We start from the raw sequence: 16,045 nt of genomic DNA, 5'->3' as shown, positions 1-16,045 counted from the left end.
GGAAGGTTATTAGGCTCTTTAATTCTATAAAGAGCCTAAATTATTTTAAATTTTTTCACTAATTGTCAGTACAATTCCGTTAACTTCTTGTACTTCAACGATAGATCCCGCTTTTAAATCTTGTGAAGATTGTGCTGTCCAAGTCGTATCACCAAGCTTTATTCGACCTTTACCAGTCGGAAAATCCTCTTCTAGCACTACAGTTTGCCCAATAAGCTGTTTGTGTTTTTGATTGAGATCGCGCTGGGCGTCACCTTGCTTGTCTTTTTTAAACTGTTTTCGCCACCATAGCCAAGTTGTGACAAGCGAGAATACAGCAAATGACACCCATTGTAGTTGCCAACTCATGGGGATAAACGTGAGTAGCGCCCCAACGATAAGTGCAGATAAACCTAGCCATAGAAAGTAGCCAGCGGTACCAAGCAACTCTAGTGCGAGCAAAGCAAGGCCAAAAGCTAGCCAGTGCCAATGATTAATGCTGTCTAATAATTCAATCAAATTAACCTCTACTCACTCTTTTCATTTGAGTGCTTAAACATTTCCGCAATGCCCGCTACTGAACCCATTAATCCAGTCGCCTCAAGCGGTAGCATGATAATTTTTCCGTTTTCAGCTTGGCCTATGGACTTAATCGCTTCGGTGTAGCCCTGCGCAATAAAGTAGTTCACAGCTTGCATGTCGCCTTTGGCAATGGCCTCAGAAACCATAGTAGTCGCGCGTGCTTCGGCTTCTGCTGCACGCTCACGAGCTTCTGCTTGAAGTATAGCGGCTTGCTTATCACCTTCAGCCTTTAAGATCTCTGATTGCTTGTGACCTTCTGCTCGGAGGATCTCTGCTTGTCTAATACCTTCAGCCTCTAGTACTTCTGCGCGCTTATTACGCTCCGCTTTCATCTGCGCGTTCATCGCGGCGGTCAAATCCGCTGGTGGTTGAACATCTTTAATCTCAATACGGGTAACTTTCACACCCCAAGGGTTAGTAGCTTCGTCGACAATAGATAGCAGTTTAGTGTTGATCATGTCGCGCTGGCTAAGCATCTCATCCAGCTCCATTGAACCAAGCACGGTACGAATGTTTGTCAGGGTTAAATTACGAATCGCGTGTTCAAGATCGTTGACTTCATAGGCTGCTTGAGCGGCATCGACGACTTGAACAAAACAAACGGCATCAATAGTGACATTTGCGTTGTCTTTTGAAATTACCTCTTGGGCTGGAATGTCTAAGACTCGTTCCATCATGTTGATTTTATGGCCAACGCCATCAATGAATGGAATGATAATGTTGAGGCCAGGCTTTAACGTGTGAGTGTAGCGCCCAAACCGTTCGACGGTCCAATTATTACCTTGAGGGACGGTTTTAACAGCGGCAAAGATCAGCGCAATCGCCACGACGAGGAAAACACCAATTGTAATCAATGAATCAATAGCCATATCTGAAGTTCCTTATGAGAATAGTTGAGTAATTGTTGCTTAATTGCTCAATTGAAACAATGGCATAAATGAGAACTCTGGCATATTTTAGGCAGAATAAAAGCCGGATAAACCGGCTTTAAGTAATTGATTTAGAAGAGTCTAATAAAGAACTGAGTAAAGTTGGCGACGGTATTTACCTGCTACTGGGTTACCTTGTCCTAATGCTGCGAGGATATCCATAAATGATTTCTTCAGTTCGCCGTCGAGCGCATTAAGATCAGACTTAAGCAGGTTCCAAAGTAACTCTAATGCTTCTTCATCACGATTGACTTGGTGATAGCTCAAAGCAAGCTTGTTGATCAGTTCAATATTATCAGGTTCTTGCTCTAGTGAAGCTTCAAGAGATTGAATTTCTGGGCTGTTAGCCGCTTGCGCATGTAACTCTAACTTAGCCACTAAGCCTTTATAGTAATTGTCTTGGTATTCTAGTGGGATGTGCTCTAGCAAGGCTTTTGCTTGATCAAAGTTTTGCGTTTCAAGGTAGCAGTCTGCAAGGGCAAGTTTAATGTCGCCTTTCTGTTTTAAAGCGTCTTCTAATCCTTCGAGAAGGGGTAAAGCTTGGGCGTGCTGACCAGCCTGAATTAATTCACTAACTTGCTTTAAGGTAAGCTCATCTTGGCTAGGTAAATGCTTGGTTAGCATCCCTTTTATCGCTTCAATCGTTTGTGGTCCACCCATGCCATCGACCGCTTGGCCGTTGAGAAATAGGGCAATTGTTGGCAAGGCTTGAACACCAAACTGACTTGCAATCGCCTGCTCTTGTTCGCAGTTGAGTAAAGCGAGAGTAAACGCGCCATTGTATTGCTGAGCGAGCATTTGTAGATCTGGAATGATTTGCGCACTTTCTTGGTTCATTGGGGCCCAAAAATGGATGAGCACAGGCGTTTGCATTGAGCCTTCCAGTACTTGACGGAAGTTCTGTTCGTTTAGCTCGACAATAAAAGGTGATTGCATCTGAGTTTTCCTTGCAACGTGGTCTATAAAGCAAAGATATGGGCAGAGCGATAAGACTTCAAGATAAGTTATTGAACAATGTCATGATGATAAACAAAAATACCGCCAAATAAGGCGGTATTTTTGTTTCCCGAAAGGGCAAGCGAAGGTGTCTATAAAACGATAAACAACGTTAGCGCAACACCGACACTCAGCCAGTTTAACTGGTTTAATGACATATTATTATTCCGAATGTAGCGCTTAAATCTATTGGTTAGGGTATGCCCTAATGGTTAATTTAGCGTCTTATTGTTACGAAATAATTACAAACATACATTTTGTTTTACGCAGCTTGCCTCAATATTTTGTCGAGTAGCCTCGTCGGTAAGAGTCGCTTTAATACAGCAAACACCTTGGTTGGTGTTGTGATTCGATAACGTATCTTTGGCTTAGGGGACTCCAACGCATCAATCAATGGTGCGATGCAGGACTCCGCGGGTAACACAAATGCATTATTAGATTTATCGTTATCTAGGCGCGCCATTTGTTGATGATATTGAGCTTCATGTGCGCTTCCCTCAACGGAAATCCAGCGTTGGAAAGCGAGTAAAGCATTGGCGCGAAATTGTGTTTCAATAGGACCTGGCTCAATTAGGCTTATATGGATATTTGTGTCCATCAGCTCTAATCGCAATGTATCTGTCCATCCCTCAATAGCAAACTTTGAAGCGTTGTAAGCTCCACGATATTTCATCGCTGCAAATCCCAATACTGAGCTATTTTGAACAATGCGCCCATGGCCTTGCTTTCGCATTGTTGGTAGTAGTAAACATACCAATTGATGCCAACCAAAAAAATTGGTTTCAAACTGCTCTCTAAGCCCGTCAGTAGGGAGATCTTCTAGTGCACCTGGCTGGCCATATGCTCCGTTGTTAAATAGCGCATCTAGCTTTCCATTGGTAAGGCATAGCGTCTCTGCCACCCCTTGCTCAATGCTGTCTGGGTTCGCTAGATCTAGCTGTATACAGGTTAAACCCTCAGACTGCAGTCTTTGCACATCTTGTTGCTTTCGACAAGAAGCGATGACTTGATAGCCTCGCTTATGTAGCGCGTGGGCACAGACGTAACCGATGCCTGTTGAACATCCGGTAATGAGAATAGATTTGTTCATCTTGAGCGAGAAAAGTTATCCATAAGGCTGACTAGATTACTGGATTATTCATGGTGTTGTAATAGGTTTTTTAGCGCGGGTTCAATGCGTGAGTAACTAAAGTGGAAACCAAGTTCTGTCAGCTTCTTCGGTTTAGCTCGAATGCTATCAAACAGTAAGACTGAGCTTTCACCCATCGCAAGAGACATAACCCATTTAGGCGTCATAAGAATATGAGGTCGCTTAAGTGTCTTGGCCAAGGTTTGGCTAAACTGCTTATTGGTGACGGGGTGGGGAGCACATAGATTAAACTCACCATGCGCATGAGGCGTGTCGAGGAGATAGATGATACCGCGCAACATATCTAGCATGTGAATCCACGGCATATACTGGTCACCTTGCCCAAGAGGTCCACCAAGTCCAAGACGGTATGGAGGCAGCATCTTATTTAGTGCCCCTCCCTGTGGTGCTAATACAACCCCTGTTCTTAATAAGCAGACACGGGTCATTTCAGAGCGTGCACGATTAGCAATCTGCTCCCACTTCGCACATACCTCATGAGGAAAACCTAGGTCACTCACGTGCAATGTTTCATCAAAAGGATGTTCTTGCTGGTCACCATAGTAGCCCACCGCTGAGCCGCTAATAAATACCTCAGGAGGAGTCGTGCTGGCGTGAATAAGTGCCACTAAATCCTCAGTAAGTTTCCAGCGGCTATTACAGATAGTGAGCTTTTGTTTTTTCGTCCAACGTTTATCGGCGATCGGTTCGCCAGCTAAGTTAATCACGGCATCAAAATCATTCAGATGGTGAAACTGGTCAAGATCAGAAATATAGGTGACATTCCCCATATCTGTGTGGCTGAGGATGCGTTTGGCCGCTTGAGGCTGTCGAGTGAGCAACACCACTTCATGAGTGGTTAAGTGTTTTAACAACTCTCGCCCGATAAACCCTGTTCCACCTGTCAGCAATACCTTCATTTGAATCTCTTTCACTCCGTTAGAATCGGTTTTTATGCCACCGTTAGTCTTTAACCATAGCCAACTATTGTTACTAATTATAGCGACTTAGCGCTAAACGTGATCACATGTAGCAATATCACATAATTCACATTTGGTTACATTTGTCATGCGCTATGTTGCTGCTATCACATCAGAAAGGTGAATTGTTTGCCATGCTTACATTTTGCGAAGCGTTAAGACTGAGTAAGGGCAACCAATGGAAGCAATGACCGCGCTGTTAAAAGCGCTTTTTGGTAGCTTGCGTGACTTGACGCCAATCATTCTTGTGATTGCTTTCTTTCAGCTCGTTGTTCTACAAGAGCCCCTACCCAATTTAGTCTCGATTCTCTTCGGGCTCCTGCTTGTTGTTTTCGGTTTAACTTTTTTTATTTTTGGCTTAGAGATGGGGTTATTTCCTATCGGAGAAAGCATGGCTCAAGCGTTCGCGCGTAAAGGCAGTGTTTTTTGGTTATTGATCTTCGCATTTTGTCTTGGTTTTGGTACTACGGTTGCTGAGCCTGCTTTAACTGCTGTCGCTGGAGAAGCCGCAGAAGTGGCCGCTGAAGGCGGGATGATCGCTAACGATGAAATCGCTATGGAAGAGTACGCCAATGGCCTTCGTTATACCGTGGCGCTGTCTGTTGGTATTGCGATTCTATTAGGAGTGCTGAGAATCCTTAAAGGCTGGCCGATACAGTACATGATCATCGGCGGCTACATCGGCGTAGTGATCCTCACTATGTTCGCTCCGCCTAGCATCATTGGTGTTGCGTATGATTCAGGTGGCGTGACCACCTCGACGATTACAGTCCCCTTAGTGACAGCGCTTGGCGTTGGGCTTGCTTCTGCGATTAAAGGACGCAATCCAATGATTGATGGGTTTGGTTTGATCGCTTTCGCTTCTTTATTGCCGATGATGTTTGTCATGGTGTACGGGATGGTGGTGGCATGATCGCGTGGAGTCATTTTGCAGAGATATTCATTGATACGGTTAGCGATGTTGTGCCGATTGCGAGCATCATTTTTGGTTTCCAGTTTGCCGTATTAAGAAAACCCATTGCCAACCCTGCAAAGGTGATGCTTGGTTTCTTCTACGTGATACTTGGTTTATCCCTCTTTCTTATCGGCCTTGATCTCGCCTTGTTTCCACTTGGTGAAACGATGGCATCTCAATTAACCGCGCCAAATTTTATTAAGCAATTTCAGCTTTCACTAGGCGCTAACTTTGAATGGTTTGATTACTACTGGGTTTATCTTTTCGCCTTTTTTATAGGGTTTAGCACCACCATTGCTGAGCCTTCGCTAATTGCTGTAGCGCTAAAAGCTAATCAAGTGTCGGGCGGCAGTATCAGTGTCAATGGGTTAAGGATCGCAGTCGCCCTTGGGGTTGCTTTTGGTATCTCGCTCGGGAGCTATCGGATTGTGGTGGGCGATCCTATTCATTACTACATCATTTTCGGCTACGTAATTGTAGTTATTCAAACCTTTTATGCTCCCAAGCTCATTATTCCATTGGCCTACGACTCTGGTGGGGTCACGACTTCGACTGTTACCGTGCCTTTAGTCGCGGCATTAGGTTTAGGGCTTGCCTCTACGGTCCCGGGGCGTAATCCAATGATTGATGGCTTTGGCTTGATTGCTTTTGCGAGTTTATTTCCAATGATTTCCGTTATGGGTTACGCGCAAATAACGCAGTGGCTCAATAAAGAAACAAAACGTGAGGATGAAGAAAATGCGCTTTAAATTGCTATTGGCCTTCGTTGAAGACAGCAAAACAGACGCGGTACTGACTGCAGCAAGAGATGCAGGTGCTACTGGGGCAACAGTGATTAACAATGCTCGAGGCGAAGGGCTCAATCAGAAGAAAACCTTCTTTGGCCTGACGCTAGAGGTACAAAAGGATGTGCTTTTGTTCGTAGTGGAAGAGCATTTATCTCGCCATATATTAGAAACTATCAGTGATGTAGGCGAGTTTGATCAAGAGTCGGGGCAAGGAATCGCAATACAAATTGATATTGAAGATGCCGTTGGCGTAGCACACCAAGTAGAGAAGTTAACTAAAGTAGTTGAGGATGAATTATGAATCAGCAAACGAAAGTCTGTGTTCGGGATGTGATGGCCAATACTTATGTGATTATTGATGGCTTAACAACGGTTAAAGAGGGAATTCAATTAGCGCGTGAGCACGGGGTTAAAGCGCTGGTGGTCAATAAGCGCTGTGATGATGACGAGTATGGCCTAGTTTTAATGAACGATATTGCGAAAAAGGTATTGGCTCAAAACCGTTCTCCGGAAAGAACCAACATCTACGAAATTATGACCAAACCTGCTCTAAGCGTTGAGCCTGAGATGAACGTCAAGTATTGCGCGCGATTGTTTGAACGATTTGGGATTAGTCGAGCGCCTGTGATTGAACAGGGAAAAGTCATCGGTATGGTCAGTTACAATAATATCGTCATTAACGGCATGGCTAGGGATGACTAATCGACAAAGTGAGCGTAGAATTTCCTGATTAATTTTGAGGAGATGATGTCGTGAAACTCTTTTTTGCCTCTGATCTGCATGGCTGTTTGCCTGCAACTGAAAAAGTACTGGCTGAATATAGAAAATCTGGCGCTGAGACGTTGGTTATTTTAGGTGATGTGCTTAACCACGGTCCACGTAACCCTGTGCCGGACGGATACAACCCACCAGCGGTTAGTGAGCTTCTTAACCAATATGCTGACCAGATCATCGCTGTACGTGGTAACTGCGACAGCGAAGTTGACCAGATGCTACTCTCGTTTCCTATGATGATGGATTATGCTTGGGTGATGCTACCTTCTGGGCAGCGTTTGTTCTTAACTCATGGTCATCTCTATAATTCAAATAAGCGACCACCACTGAAACAAGGTGATGTGATTGTTCATGGGCACACTCATATCCCAGTTGCAGAGTTGGATAATGGTCAGTTTATTTTTAACCCAGGCTCGATCACTTTCCCGCGCGATGGGTACGCGGCTAGTTATGGTTTGCTAGAAGACAACCAACTTAGCGTGGTTACTTTTGACGGTGAAGTGCTAGCACAAACGTCACTTAGCTAGTTGATAGGCAGCCTTGCTTGGCTGCCAAAATTTGAGGGTAATGAGAGCAGTTACTTACGATCCGAATGGCCGAGATCTCTTTCGGGATCAATTTCATCTCTTACGCGTTGCTTTAGAATTTTTGCTTCAGGAAAACCGCCATCCTGTTTTCGCTCCCAAATCATCTTCCCATTACAATGGATTTCGAATCTACCCCCAGTATCAGGGTGTAGTGAGACAGTTTCGATTTCTTCGCTAAACGTGTGTAATAGCTCTTGTGTTAACCAAGTTGAGCGTAGCATCCAGTTACACTGACGACAGTAATAAATATCAATTTTAGCTTTTTCCATGTCACCCTCTTCAGACTAATAATTTAACGCCAACCGCGAATGTGAGAACTTCGAAACAGGTTTTTATTACCTTGTTACTATAACGTGTCGTAAGGTAAGCGCCGAGGCTACCACCTAAAAATGAACCCAGTAGCAACACAGGTAACCAAGGCCAGTAAATAGGGGCTCCTGCTTGGGCAACAGCGATTCCGCCAATACCATTCCAGAACAGGCCGACGCATAGCATAGTAAGGGCAACAGCTTGTTTGTAGCTGTATCCAAACCAGCGGACAAGAAATAAAGTCACCAGTAAACCAGAACCAGCGGTTAACGATCCATTGATCACCCCGATCAGCATCAGTCCTATCCCCCCTATAAACCAGCCCAGTGGATCACGGTGAGATTGTACTTCTTCCTGGCCAAGTTGCTTTTTGAGTCGAGAGTAGATACCCAGCGCCAAAATCATTATCCCAAGCATTTTTTGAGCAAGGTCTTCTGGAATGAGAAGGACAATATTGGCGCCGATCACGACGCCAATGCTACCCACGAAAATTAAGTAGACGGCAACGCCAACTGAGAAGCTTTTATGTTTGATATGCGCGTACGCCGCGCCAAGTCCTAGAGCAACACTGGCGATTTTATGCGTCGCCAAAGCGACCGAAAAAGGTAAACCAAAGAAAATCAGTAGCGGAAACTGCAACAATCCCGCGCCACCACCAGAGAGTGAAGCGAGTGTATTGGCTAGCAATGAGCCGAGAAATAGGGCGAAGGTATTAATCCAATCCATGATACTAAGAAAAAGAAAGGGGCTTCATGCCCCTTTAATTGAATTTAGTTACTGAAAAGTACGGTAGAGCCGTGACTCAGACTGGTCAGCAATAAGGTCTTTTCATTAACGATGTCGATGCGGCGGCTTTGCTGCGCATCCATCTTAAAGATCTGAGTGATGAGCTTAAGCTGCGCTTCAGTAAAGTCTTTGCTTTGTGCAGAGGAGACATCTTTGAACTCAGTTGGAGAGACCAACAGGTAGTTGTCGCTAATGTCCCAATCACCGGTTTCAGAGATGTTAATAACACTCTCAGCAGACTGATCGTCATTGGCGTATAAACGAACTGTGGCGACACGGATATACGTATTGTTCGGCAAATACTTCACGTTAGAAGAGACATCTACTTTACGTAGTGGACCAACCGACTCTTCCTGAAGTGGTGCTGTAATGACGGTAACCATCTTTGATTGCCATTCGTGAGAAGTAATGACTTGCTCAACTTTTAAGTCGCTACCCCAATATAGCCATCCACTAAACAGTGCTGAAAAAACAAGTAGGCCTGCTGCAATTTTCTGATTCATTGTGATGCTTCCTATTGGCAAACTTTACTTAGATCTTCTTGTTCAGCGAAGATGCGTAGTGTGATGTTTTGACCGGAATGATCTAACGAGTGAATGTAGTTCAGCACCAGTTGATTATTCTGACCTCCGGTTGCAATCACTTCAATTGGCGCAACGTCATCCAAGTGTGTCTCATTGTACTTTTTCACACACTGCTTAATTGAAGGGTACCACTGAGTTAAGTCTGGGTGGTTGATTGGCGTTTTCACTGGAGTATTGCCAAATACACCCAGTTCACGGAATTCAGATTCTGCTGGGTTGGTAAATAACACAACACATAATGGTAGGAATAAAGCTAATGCCAAGAACAATTTAGATGTCAGGCTCCATGCTTGACGCGGGGCTGGCTGTTCCACTGATTTTGTTGGCTGCGATTCTTCAACCTGAGGGCTTACAGGCCCTTCTGTTACGGCCTCTGTATCAGTGATATCGACGATTTCAACGTCATCTGTCGCGACGTTTTCTTCGATATCAGATTCGCCACTCATTAACGGAGTAGTACGCTCTACAGTACAAATCAGCTGATAACCACGCTTTGGCACGGTTTTCACAAACATTGGAGATTTAGTGGAATCTTTAAGGAGCTTTCGCAACGTCGAAATTGCTTGTGTTAGGCTTGAGTCATCAACCTCAAAGCCTTGCTTGCGCCAAACGAAATCATGCAGATCGTTTCGGGAGACAATTTCACTCGGTTTTTCACAAAGTAGCAGAAGAATACGGCTCTCATTGCTTCCTAAGCGAATAAGCTCATTATCGGTTTCCTTATCGATAAGAGAGTTTGTATTCGGGTCAAAAGTGAATCTGTTTGCAAGATTAAACTTAGTACCTATATTACTCATCAATCATTGGCCATTTTTGTAAAGGTTTCAGAAGGTAGTACTTGCCCAGTACTGACTGTCACTTGTGCGAAAAGTGACCAGTTTAGAAATTTTGATTTTTTAGAGGTGCAAGGATAGTCAAAATAAAACCAAAAAAACACTGTTTTTATGCTTATTGACCTTGAATTTACAATTGTCACCCTCATGTTAACTGACAGATTTCGGCCAATTACCAATTCTTACTATGAATGTATTGGCTTGATAAGTATAGAACTTATGGAGTTATCATGAGCGAAACTGCAACACATAACAAAGAAACTCGTGGCTTTCAGTCAGAAGTAAAACAACTACTTCATTTAATGATTCATTCTCTTTACTCAAACAAAGAGATTTTTCTTCGCGAGCTGATTTCGAATGCGTCTGATGCTTCTGACAAACTGCGTTTTCAAGCATTGTCTAATTCGGAGCTTTATCAAGGCGACGCCGAGCTAGGTGTAAAGCTCTCTTTTGATGAGACATCTAATACTCTAACGATTTCTGACAATGGCATCGGCATGAGCCGTGAAGACGTTATTGAGCACCTAGGTACTATTGCTAAATCGGGTACTGCTGATTTCTTCTCTAAATTATCGGAAGACCAATCTAAAGACTCTCAACTGATTGGTCAATTTGGGGTTGGCTTCTACTCTGCATTTATTGTTGCTGATGCTGTGACGGTTCGCACTCGTGCCGCAGGTCTGAGCTCAGAACAGGGCGTACAGTGGCACTCTGCTGGTGAAGGCGAGTACACGATTGAAGATGTGACAAAAGAATCACGTGGTACGGATATCATTCTTCATATGCGTGAAGAAGGTAAAGAGTTCCTAAACGAATGGCGTCTTCGTGAAGTGATCAGTAAGTATTCTGATCACATTGGTATCCCTGTTTCAATTCAGACTGCTGAACGCGATGAAGAAGGCAAAGAGACAGGCACTAAAAAGTGGGAGCAAATCAATAAAGCTCAAGCGCTTTGGACTCGTAATAAATCAGATATCGCTGAAGAAGAATACCAAGAGTTCTACAAACATGTTTCACACGACTTTGCTGATCCACTTGTATGGAGCCATAACCGTGTAGAAGGTAAGAACGACTACACAAGCTTGCTTTACATCCCATCTCAAGCGCCTTGGGATATGATGAACCGAGACCACAAATCAGGTCTAAAGCTTTATGTACAGCGTGTATTCATCATGGATGACGCTGAGCAGTTTATGCCATCGTACCTACGCTTTGTTCGCGGCTTGATAGATTCAAATGATCTTCCATTGAATGTTTCTCGTGAAATCCTGCAAGACAATAAGGTGACTCAGTCGCTGCGTGGTGCGTGCACTAAGCGTGTTCTGACTATGCTTGAGCGCATGGCTAAGAATGATGAAGAGAAATATCAAACCTTCTGGAAGCAGTTTGGCCTAGTAATGAAAGAAGGCCCTGCTGAAGACATGAGCAATAAAGAGAAGATTGCAGGTCTTCTACGCTTTGCTTCTACTGAAGTGGACTCTGCGGATCAGACTGTGGGTCTAGCGTCTTATGTTGAGCGCATGAAAGAAGGTCAAGATAAGATCTACTACCTAACAGCGGACAGCTATGCAGCGGCAAAAAACAGCCCTCACCTAGAGCAGTTTAAAGCCAAAGGTATCGAGGTTGTTCTAATGTACGATCGTATTGATGAGTACGTGATGAACTACCTAACTGAGTTTGATGGTAAGCAGTTCCAGTCCATTACGAAAGCTGGTCTTGATCTCAGCAAGTTTGAAGACGAAGCGGAAAAAGAGAAGCAAAAAGAGACTGAAGAAGAGTTCAAGTCTGTGGTTGAACGCACCAAAGAATACTTGGGCGACCGCGTTAAAGAAGTTCGTACTACATTCAAACTGGCAAGTACTCCAGCGGTTGTTGTTACTGATGACTTTGAGATGGGAACTCAGATGGCGAAGCTTCTAGAGGCGGCTGGCCAAGCGGCACCTGAAGTGAAGTACATCTTTGAAATTAACCCAGAGCACGCTTTAGTTAAGCAAATGGCGGATGAAGCTGATGAACAAGCGTTTGGTCGTTGGGTCGAAGTTTTACTGGGCCAAGCTATGCTGGCTGAGCGTGGTTCAATCGAAGATCCATCTCAATTCTTAGGCGCAATCAATACGCTTTTGACTAAGGGCTAATAGCTCATTTGATACAAAAAGCTCGCATCTTGCGGGCTTTTTGATTTATTTGCGCTTATCGTGAATAAAATTGCGTGAAAGAGTAGGGAGTGTGAGTGTTTAAGCATTCTTTAGTCGTAAACCGCGCTTTGGTTTTAAATTGTATGGTAGAATGCAATCTTGAAACCAAGTGAACAGGCGTGTAATGTGCACGCCTGTTTTATTGCTAAATACAAGAACGGTTATACCGAAACTTACCGTGACAAGCGGCGAAGTCGTGACTTGGCTAAGTATAGTGAGCTTCGGTATAAATCATTATTATCTTAAGAGGATTCAACATGCGCATCATTCTTCTAGGTGCTCCAGGTGCAGGTAAAGGCACACAAGCTAATTTCATCATGGAAAAATACGGTGTTCCGCAGATCTCTACTGGTGACATGCTACGTGCTGCTATCAAAGCAGGTACAGAGCTTGGTAAACAAGCTAAAGCTGTAATTGACGCTGGTCAGCTAGTTTCTGATGAAATCATCCTTGGTCTAATCAAAGAGCGTATTGCTCAAGATGACTGCGAAAAAGGTTTCCTACTAGATGGTTTCCCTCGCACTATTCCACAGGCTGACGGTCTGAAAGAAATGGGTGTTGACGTAGATTACGTTATTGAATTCGACGTTGCTGACGATGTGATCGTTGAGCGTATGGCTGGTCGTCGTGCTCACCTACCATCAGGTCGTACTTACCACGTTGTTTACAACCCACCTAAAGTGGAAGGTAAAGACGACGTAACGGGTGAAGAACTCGTTGTTCGTGATGACGATAAAGAAGAGACAGTACGTGCGCGTCTAGGTGTATACCATGATCAAACGGCTCCACTAATCTCTTACTACGGTAAAGAAGCTGAAGCAGGTAACACTAAGTACCTTAAGTTTGATGGTACTAAGCAAGTTGCTGAAGTTAGTGCAGATATCGAGAAAGCGTTAGCATAAATCGCTAACAGCGATTTTTGAAAATTTGTTATAGTGAAAGCGACCTTTATTAGGTCGCTTTTTTTATGTTCGCGCTTTGATCCATGTTGGACCTTTTCACGTAAAGAACGATTTGAGTATTGATAGGAACCTATGCAAAACAATAAAAAACAAGGTGTGTTACTGGTTAATTTAGGGACACCTGATGAAGCAACTGCTCCAGCAGTAAAACAATTCCTTAGTCAATTTTTGCATGATAAGCGTGTTGTTGATATGACTCGCTGGCTATGGTGCCCAATCTTGCATGGTGTCATTTTGCCGATTCGTGCGCCAAAGGTCGCCAAACTTTATCAGTCGGTTTGGACGGAAGAGGGCTCACCTCTTATGGTGTACTCAAAACGTCAGGCTGAGAAGTTAAAGCAGCTGGTGGATATGCCAGTTGAGTTGGGCATGACTTACGGTAATCCAAGTCTGCAAACAGGGGTTGAATCACTGCTAGCTCAAGGGGTTGAGGAAGTTATCGTGCTGCCTTTATACCCGCAGTATTCCGGTACCACAACGGCAGCAGTCTCTGACGGTTTGACTAAAGCATTTAAGAAGATCCCAGTTACGCCAAGTTTTCAGTTTATCCGTGACTACCATGACCATCCCACCTATGTCAAAGCACTAGCAGAAAGTGTCAAACGCTCATGGCAAGAGAAGGGTAAAGGTGATTACTTACTCTGTTCCTATCATGGTATTCCTAAGCGCTATGCTGATAACGGTGATATTTACCCTCAGCACTGTCAGCGCACGACAGAACTTTTGGCAAAAGAGCTAGGGCTAACCTCTGAGCAAATTGGTATGACTTACCAGTCTCGTTTTGGACGAGAGGAGTGGTTACAGCCATACACAGATAAAACCTTAGAAGCACTGCCTACCAAGGGGATAAAAAAGCTTGATATCATGGCTCCAGCTTTTTCCGTTGATTGTTTAGAGACATTGGAAGAGCTTTCGGAAGAGTGCCGTGAGATCTTTATTGAGCATGGTGGAGAAGCTTTCACATATATACCCTGCTTAAATGACGATGAGCTTCATTTACAGATGATGGCAGAGGTAACTCGCCGTCACTAAGTGATAAGTTATCGTTTGAGAAGGCTGCCGTGAGGCAGCTTTTTTTATACCCATGATTTGTTGAGTCAAAAGTGTTAAAGGATTCGTATTGATCATGCTTATATTGAAGTGATCGAGATCTCATTATTATTATTGAAAATTAAGTGAAATCTAAATCCGGTGTGACCCAGCCCCATATAGTCATACGGTATAAGGGTGGTAGCGTGATAACGATCACTTTTCGTCATTTTTGATATTTTTATCTTTATTTAAGCTATTGAAATTAAAGGATTAAATTTCTTTTCCGTTTTTGACGGTGAGCCATGTCTCACTAAGTGGGTATTTATTTTTCATCGGAAAATAATTCTTGCAGTATGAAAAGCAAGCCAGGGAGGCAAACCTTCTTTGCGGTCGATGGTAAAGAATTACCAAAATAAGAACCGCGGCGACTTTTGATATATTAAGGCAGATTCTAATGAAAAAACTATTTACGCTAAGCGCACTTTCTCTTGCTTTCGCTTCAACGGCATTCGCGGGTTCTTCATACGTAACAGGTAACGTTCAATTCCATGATGATGGTCGTATCCACGGTTCTAGCGCGACTTCAACACTAGAAGCTGGCCATACTTTTGATAACCAGTTTGGTGGTCTTACGGTTTACACTGAGTTTGATGGTATTCAGCTTGGTAAACTTGAAACTGAAAATGGTGGCGCAGGTAACACGACTCCAGCAATCACTGTTGGTGGTGAGCAGTCATTTAACATTACTGATAACCTTTGGGTTGCAGCTGGTTACCAGCACCTATTCTCAGCGGGTGAAAATATTCAATACCGCCCATTAGTAAAAATTGGCTACAACTTTGATAACGGTATCTCTCTAAGCAACCGTACTCGTGCGCACATCGATGCAACTGACGCTGATGCGAAAACAGATTACCGCATGGATAACCGCATTGGTTACGTAATGGATGAAAACGTAACGTTCAGCTACAACAACGTATACATGATTGAAGCTGAAACAATGGACCACGAGCTTCGTGCAACGTGGACGCGTCAAGGTGTTCAACCATACTTCGAGTTCCGCTCTCAGGCACATGGTGCTGAAACTGCAACAGGTGATAGCCTAGTTAACAATGCATTCGTATTCGGTGCATCTTACGGCTTCTAAGCCAAACTTATTACTGTCCTAAAAAAGCCCAGCATCTGCTGGGCTTTCTTTTATTGGTTACCTTTATAGTGGCGGTATTCAAACACCTGACCTTTTTCATTAAAGGCGTACACTGAGTACTCATCTTGTTTGTCGCCATATTCCATACCTGGTGAACCCATTGGCATTCCTGGTACTGCAAGACCTTTCGCATTGCGCGGCGGGTTTTCAAGGAAAGCTTTAATGTCTTCCGCCGGAATATGTCCTTCAAATACATAGCCGTCAATTTCAGCGGTATGACATGATGCTAGCTCTGGTGTTACGCCAAGCTTTTGTTTAATCGGATTCATATTCTCATGCAGTTTTTCTTCAACGGTGAAACCAGCGTCTTGCATGTGTTTAGTCCACTCGGTACAACAGCCGCAGTAGGGAGACTTATGGTTAAGAACGTCAGCTGCGATGGCATTACCTGACAAAAGGAATAGTGCCGTAAGGGCGAAAGTTTTGCTTTTCATAGGA

The 16,045-nt window shown here is 43.9% G+C and carries 19 protein-coding genes; 9 read left to right on the top strand and 10 right to left on the bottom strand.

What is annotated here, in order from left to right:
- Positions 1-45: 45 nt before the first annotated feature.
- The 5 genes from ELS82_RS15280 to ELS82_RS15255 all read right to left on the bottom strand — a co-directional run bounded on the left by ELS82_RS15280 (position 46) and on the right by ELS82_RS15255 (position 4,535).
- The gene (locus ELS82_RS15280; protein ID WP_134836242.1) at positions 46-498 is read right to left on the bottom strand and encodes an NfeD family protein; all 453 of its coding nucleotides are present in this window, start codon (positions 496-498) and stop codon (positions 46-48) included.
- Between the two features lie 8 nt (positions 499-506).
- The gene (locus tag ELS82_RS15275) at positions 507-1,430 is read right to left on the bottom strand and encodes an SPFH domain-containing protein (RefSeq protein WP_134836241.1); all 924 of its coding nucleotides are present in this window, start codon (positions 1,428-1,430) and stop codon (positions 507-509) included.
- A 141-nt stretch (positions 1,431-1,571) separates the two neighbouring features.
- Positions 1,572-2,426, bottom strand: a complete 855-nt coding sequence (locus tag ELS82_RS15270) for a co-chaperone YbbN (protein WP_134836240.1) — start codon at positions 2,424-2,426, stop codon at positions 1,572-1,574.
- A gap of 322 nt (positions 2,427-2,748) precedes the next feature.
- On the bottom strand, positions 2,749-3,576 hold the full coding sequence (locus ELS82_RS15260) for an SDR family oxidoreductase (protein WP_134836239.1): 828 nt from the start codon (positions 3,574-3,576) through the stop codon (positions 2,749-2,751).
- Between the two features lie 44 nt (positions 3,577-3,620).
- Positions 3,621-4,535 (bottom strand): TIGR01777 family oxidoreductase, encoded by a 915-nt coding sequence (locus ELS82_RS15255; RefSeq protein WP_134836238.1) that lies wholly within the window; start codon positions 4,533-4,535, stop codon positions 3,621-3,623.
- 238 nt (positions 4,536-4,773) lie between these two features.
- On the opposite strand from ELS82_RS15255, the gene ELS82_RS15250 reads away from it, so the two are divergent.
- Genes ELS82_RS15250 through yfcE form a run of 5 tightly spaced genes read left to right on the top strand, consistent with a single transcriptional unit; the run spans position 4,774 to position 7,639 of the window.
- Positions 4,774-5,508 carry a DUF1538 domain-containing protein gene (locus ELS82_RS15250; RefSeq protein WP_134836237.1) on the top strand — a complete coding sequence of 245 codons (735 nt, stop codon included), beginning with the start codon at positions 4,774-4,776 and terminating at the stop codon, positions 5,506-5,508.
- Positions 5,505-6,299 carry a DUF1538 domain-containing protein gene (locus tag ELS82_RS15245; protein ID WP_134836236.1) on the top strand — a complete coding sequence of 265 codons (795 nt, stop codon included), beginning with the start codon at positions 5,505-5,507 and terminating at the stop codon, positions 6,297-6,299. The genes ELS82_RS15250 and ELS82_RS15245 overlap by 4 nt, the downstream gene beginning before the upstream one ends.
- The gene (locus ELS82_RS15240; protein ID WP_134836235.1) at positions 6,289-6,639 is read left to right on the top strand and encodes a P-II family nitrogen regulator; all 351 of its coding nucleotides are present in this window, start codon (positions 6,289-6,291) and stop codon (positions 6,637-6,639) included. Before ELS82_RS15245 ends, ELS82_RS15240 begins: the two co-directional genes overlap by 11 nt.
- Positions 6,636-7,040, top strand: a complete 405-nt coding sequence (locus ELS82_RS15235) for a CBS domain-containing protein (RefSeq protein ID WP_134836234.1) — start codon at positions 6,636-6,638, stop codon at positions 7,038-7,040. The genes ELS82_RS15240 and ELS82_RS15235 overlap by 4 nt, the downstream gene beginning before the upstream one ends.
- Before the next feature lie 50 nt (positions 7,041-7,090).
- Positions 7,091-7,639: a phosphodiesterase gene (gene yfcE / locus ELS82_RS15230; RefSeq protein ID WP_134836233.1), complete on the top strand. Its 549-nt coding sequence runs from the start codon at positions 7,091-7,093 to the stop codon at positions 7,637-7,639.
- 50 nt (positions 7,640-7,689) lie between these two features.
- On the opposite strand, the gene ELS82_RS15225 is transcribed toward yfcE, so the two are convergent.
- Genes ELS82_RS15225 through ELS82_RS15210 form a run of 4 tightly spaced genes read right to left on the bottom strand, consistent with a single transcriptional unit; the run spans position 7,690 to position 10,175 of the window.
- Complete coding sequence (locus ELS82_RS15225; protein WP_134836232.1) at positions 7,690-7,968, bottom strand: Rdx family protein; 279 nt, start codon at positions 7,966-7,968, stop codon at positions 7,690-7,692.
- 10 nt (positions 7,969-7,978) lie between these two features.
- A complete protein-coding gene (locus ELS82_RS15220; protein ID WP_134836231.1) occupies positions 7,979-8,734 on the bottom strand; it encodes a sulfite exporter TauE/SafE family protein in 756 nt (251 codons plus the stop codon).
- Positions 8,735-8,778: 44 nt separating this feature from the next.
- On the bottom strand, positions 8,779-9,297 hold the full coding sequence (locus ELS82_RS15215; RefSeq protein ID WP_134836230.1) for a regulatory protein ToxS: 519 nt from the start codon (positions 9,295-9,297) through the stop codon (positions 8,779-8,781).
- A gap of 11 nt (positions 9,298-9,308) precedes the next feature.
- Positions 9,309-10,175, bottom strand: a complete 867-nt coding sequence (locus ELS82_RS15210; RefSeq protein ID WP_134836229.1) for a winged helix-turn-helix domain-containing protein — start codon at positions 10,173-10,175, stop codon at positions 9,309-9,311.
- Positions 10,176-10,441: 266 nt separating this feature from the next.
- On the opposite strand from ELS82_RS15210, the gene htpG reads away from it, so the two are divergent.
- The 4 genes from htpG to ELS82_RS15190 all read left to right on the top strand — a co-directional run bounded on the left by htpG (position 10,442) and on the right by ELS82_RS15190 (position 15,547).
- The gene (gene htpG, locus ELS82_RS15205) at positions 10,442-12,346 is read left to right on the top strand and encodes a molecular chaperone HtpG (protein WP_134836228.1); all 1,905 of its coding nucleotides are present in this window, start codon (positions 10,442-10,444) and stop codon (positions 12,344-12,346) included.
- A gap of 317 nt (positions 12,347-12,663) precedes the next feature.
- Positions 12,664-13,308, top strand: a complete 645-nt coding sequence (adk, locus tag ELS82_RS15200; RefSeq protein WP_053441791.1) for an adenylate kinase — start codon at positions 12,664-12,666, stop codon at positions 13,306-13,308.
- 132 nt (positions 13,309-13,440) lie between these two features.
- Positions 13,441-14,400 (top strand): ferrochelatase, encoded by a 960-nt coding sequence (gene hemH / locus ELS82_RS15195; protein WP_134836227.1) that lies wholly within the window; start codon positions 13,441-13,443, stop codon positions 14,398-14,400.
- A 454-nt stretch (positions 14,401-14,854) separates the two neighbouring features.
- Positions 14,855-15,547 (top strand): oligogalacturonate-specific porin KdgM family protein, encoded by a 693-nt coding sequence (locus ELS82_RS15190; protein ID WP_134836226.1) that lies wholly within the window; start codon positions 14,855-14,857, stop codon positions 15,545-15,547.
- Between the two features lie 50 nt (positions 15,548-15,597).
- On the opposite strand, the gene ELS82_RS15185 is transcribed toward ELS82_RS15190, so the two are convergent.
- Entirely contained in the window at positions 15,598-16,041 is a 444-nt protein-coding gene (locus tag ELS82_RS15185) for a DUF411 domain-containing protein (protein ID WP_134836225.1), read from the bottom strand.
- Positions 16,042-16,045 lie beyond the last annotated feature (4 nt).

The organism is Vibrio ouci (genome assembly GCF_004551525.1).
GTDB lineage: Bacteria > Pseudomonadota > Gammaproteobacteria > Enterobacterales > Vibrionaceae > Vibrio > Vibrio ouci.
This window is presented reverse-complemented; position numbering and strand designations above follow the sequence as displayed.

Coding starts and splice junctions, on each gene's coding strand:
- ELS82_RS15185 (WP_134836225.1), bottom strand. CDS start 16,041: ATGAAAAGCAAAACTTTCGCCCTTACGGCACTATTCCTTTTGTCAGGT.
- ELS82_RS15220 (WP_134836231.1), bottom strand. CDS start 8,734: ATGGATTGGATTAATACCTTCGCCCTATTTCTCGGCTCATTGCTAGCC.
- ELS82_RS15260 (WP_134836239.1), bottom strand. CDS start 3,576: ATGAACAAATCTATTCTCATTACCGGATGTTCAACAGGCATCGGTTAC.
- ELS82_RS15250 (WP_134836237.1), top strand. CDS start 4,774: ATGGAAGCAATGACCGCGCTGTTAAAAGCGCTTTTTGGTAGCTTGCGT.
- htpG (WP_134836228.1), top strand. CDS start 10,442: ATGAGCGAAACTGCAACACATAACAAAGAAACTCGTGGCTTTCAGTCA.
- ELS82_RS15275 (WP_134836241.1), bottom strand. CDS start 1,430: ATGGCTATTGATTCATTGATTACAATTGGTGTTTTCCTCGTCGTGGCG.
- hemH (WP_134836227.1), top strand. CDS start 13,441: ATGCAAAACAATAAAAAACAAGGTGTGTTACTGGTTAATTTAGGGACA.
- ELS82_RS15270 (WP_134836240.1), bottom strand. CDS start 2,426: ATGCAATCACCTTTTATTGTCGAGCTAAACGAACAGAACTTCCGTCAA.
- ELS82_RS15255 (WP_134836238.1), bottom strand. CDS start 4,535: ATGAAGGTATTGCTGACAGGTGGAACAGGGTTTATCGGGCGAGAGTTG.
- ELS82_RS15225 (WP_134836232.1), bottom strand. CDS start 7,968: ATGGAAAAAGCTAAAATTGATATTTATTACTGTCGTCAGTGTAACTGG.
- ELS82_RS15215 (WP_134836230.1), bottom strand. CDS start 9,297: ATGAATCAGAAAATTGCAGCAGGCCTACTTGTTTTTTCAGCACTGTTT.
- ELS82_RS15210 (WP_134836229.1), bottom strand. CDS start 10,175: ATGAGTAATATAGGTACTAAGTTTAATCTTGCAAACAGATTCACTTTT.
- ELS82_RS15235 (WP_134836234.1), top strand. CDS start 6,636: ATGAATCAGCAAACGAAAGTCTGTGTTCGGGATGTGATGGCCAATACT.
- ELS82_RS15190 (WP_134836226.1), top strand. CDS start 14,855: ATGAAAAAACTATTTACGCTAAGCGCACTTTCTCTTGCTTTCGCTTCA.
- ELS82_RS15240 (WP_134836235.1), top strand. CDS start 6,289: ATGCGCTTTAAATTGCTATTGGCCTTCGTTGAAGACAGCAAAACAGAC.
- adk (WP_053441791.1), top strand. CDS start 12,664: ATGCGCATCATTCTTCTAGGTGCTCCAGGTGCAGGTAAAGGCACACAA.
- ELS82_RS15245 (WP_134836236.1), top strand. CDS start 5,505: ATGATCGCGTGGAGTCATTTTGCAGAGATATTCATTGATACGGTTAGC.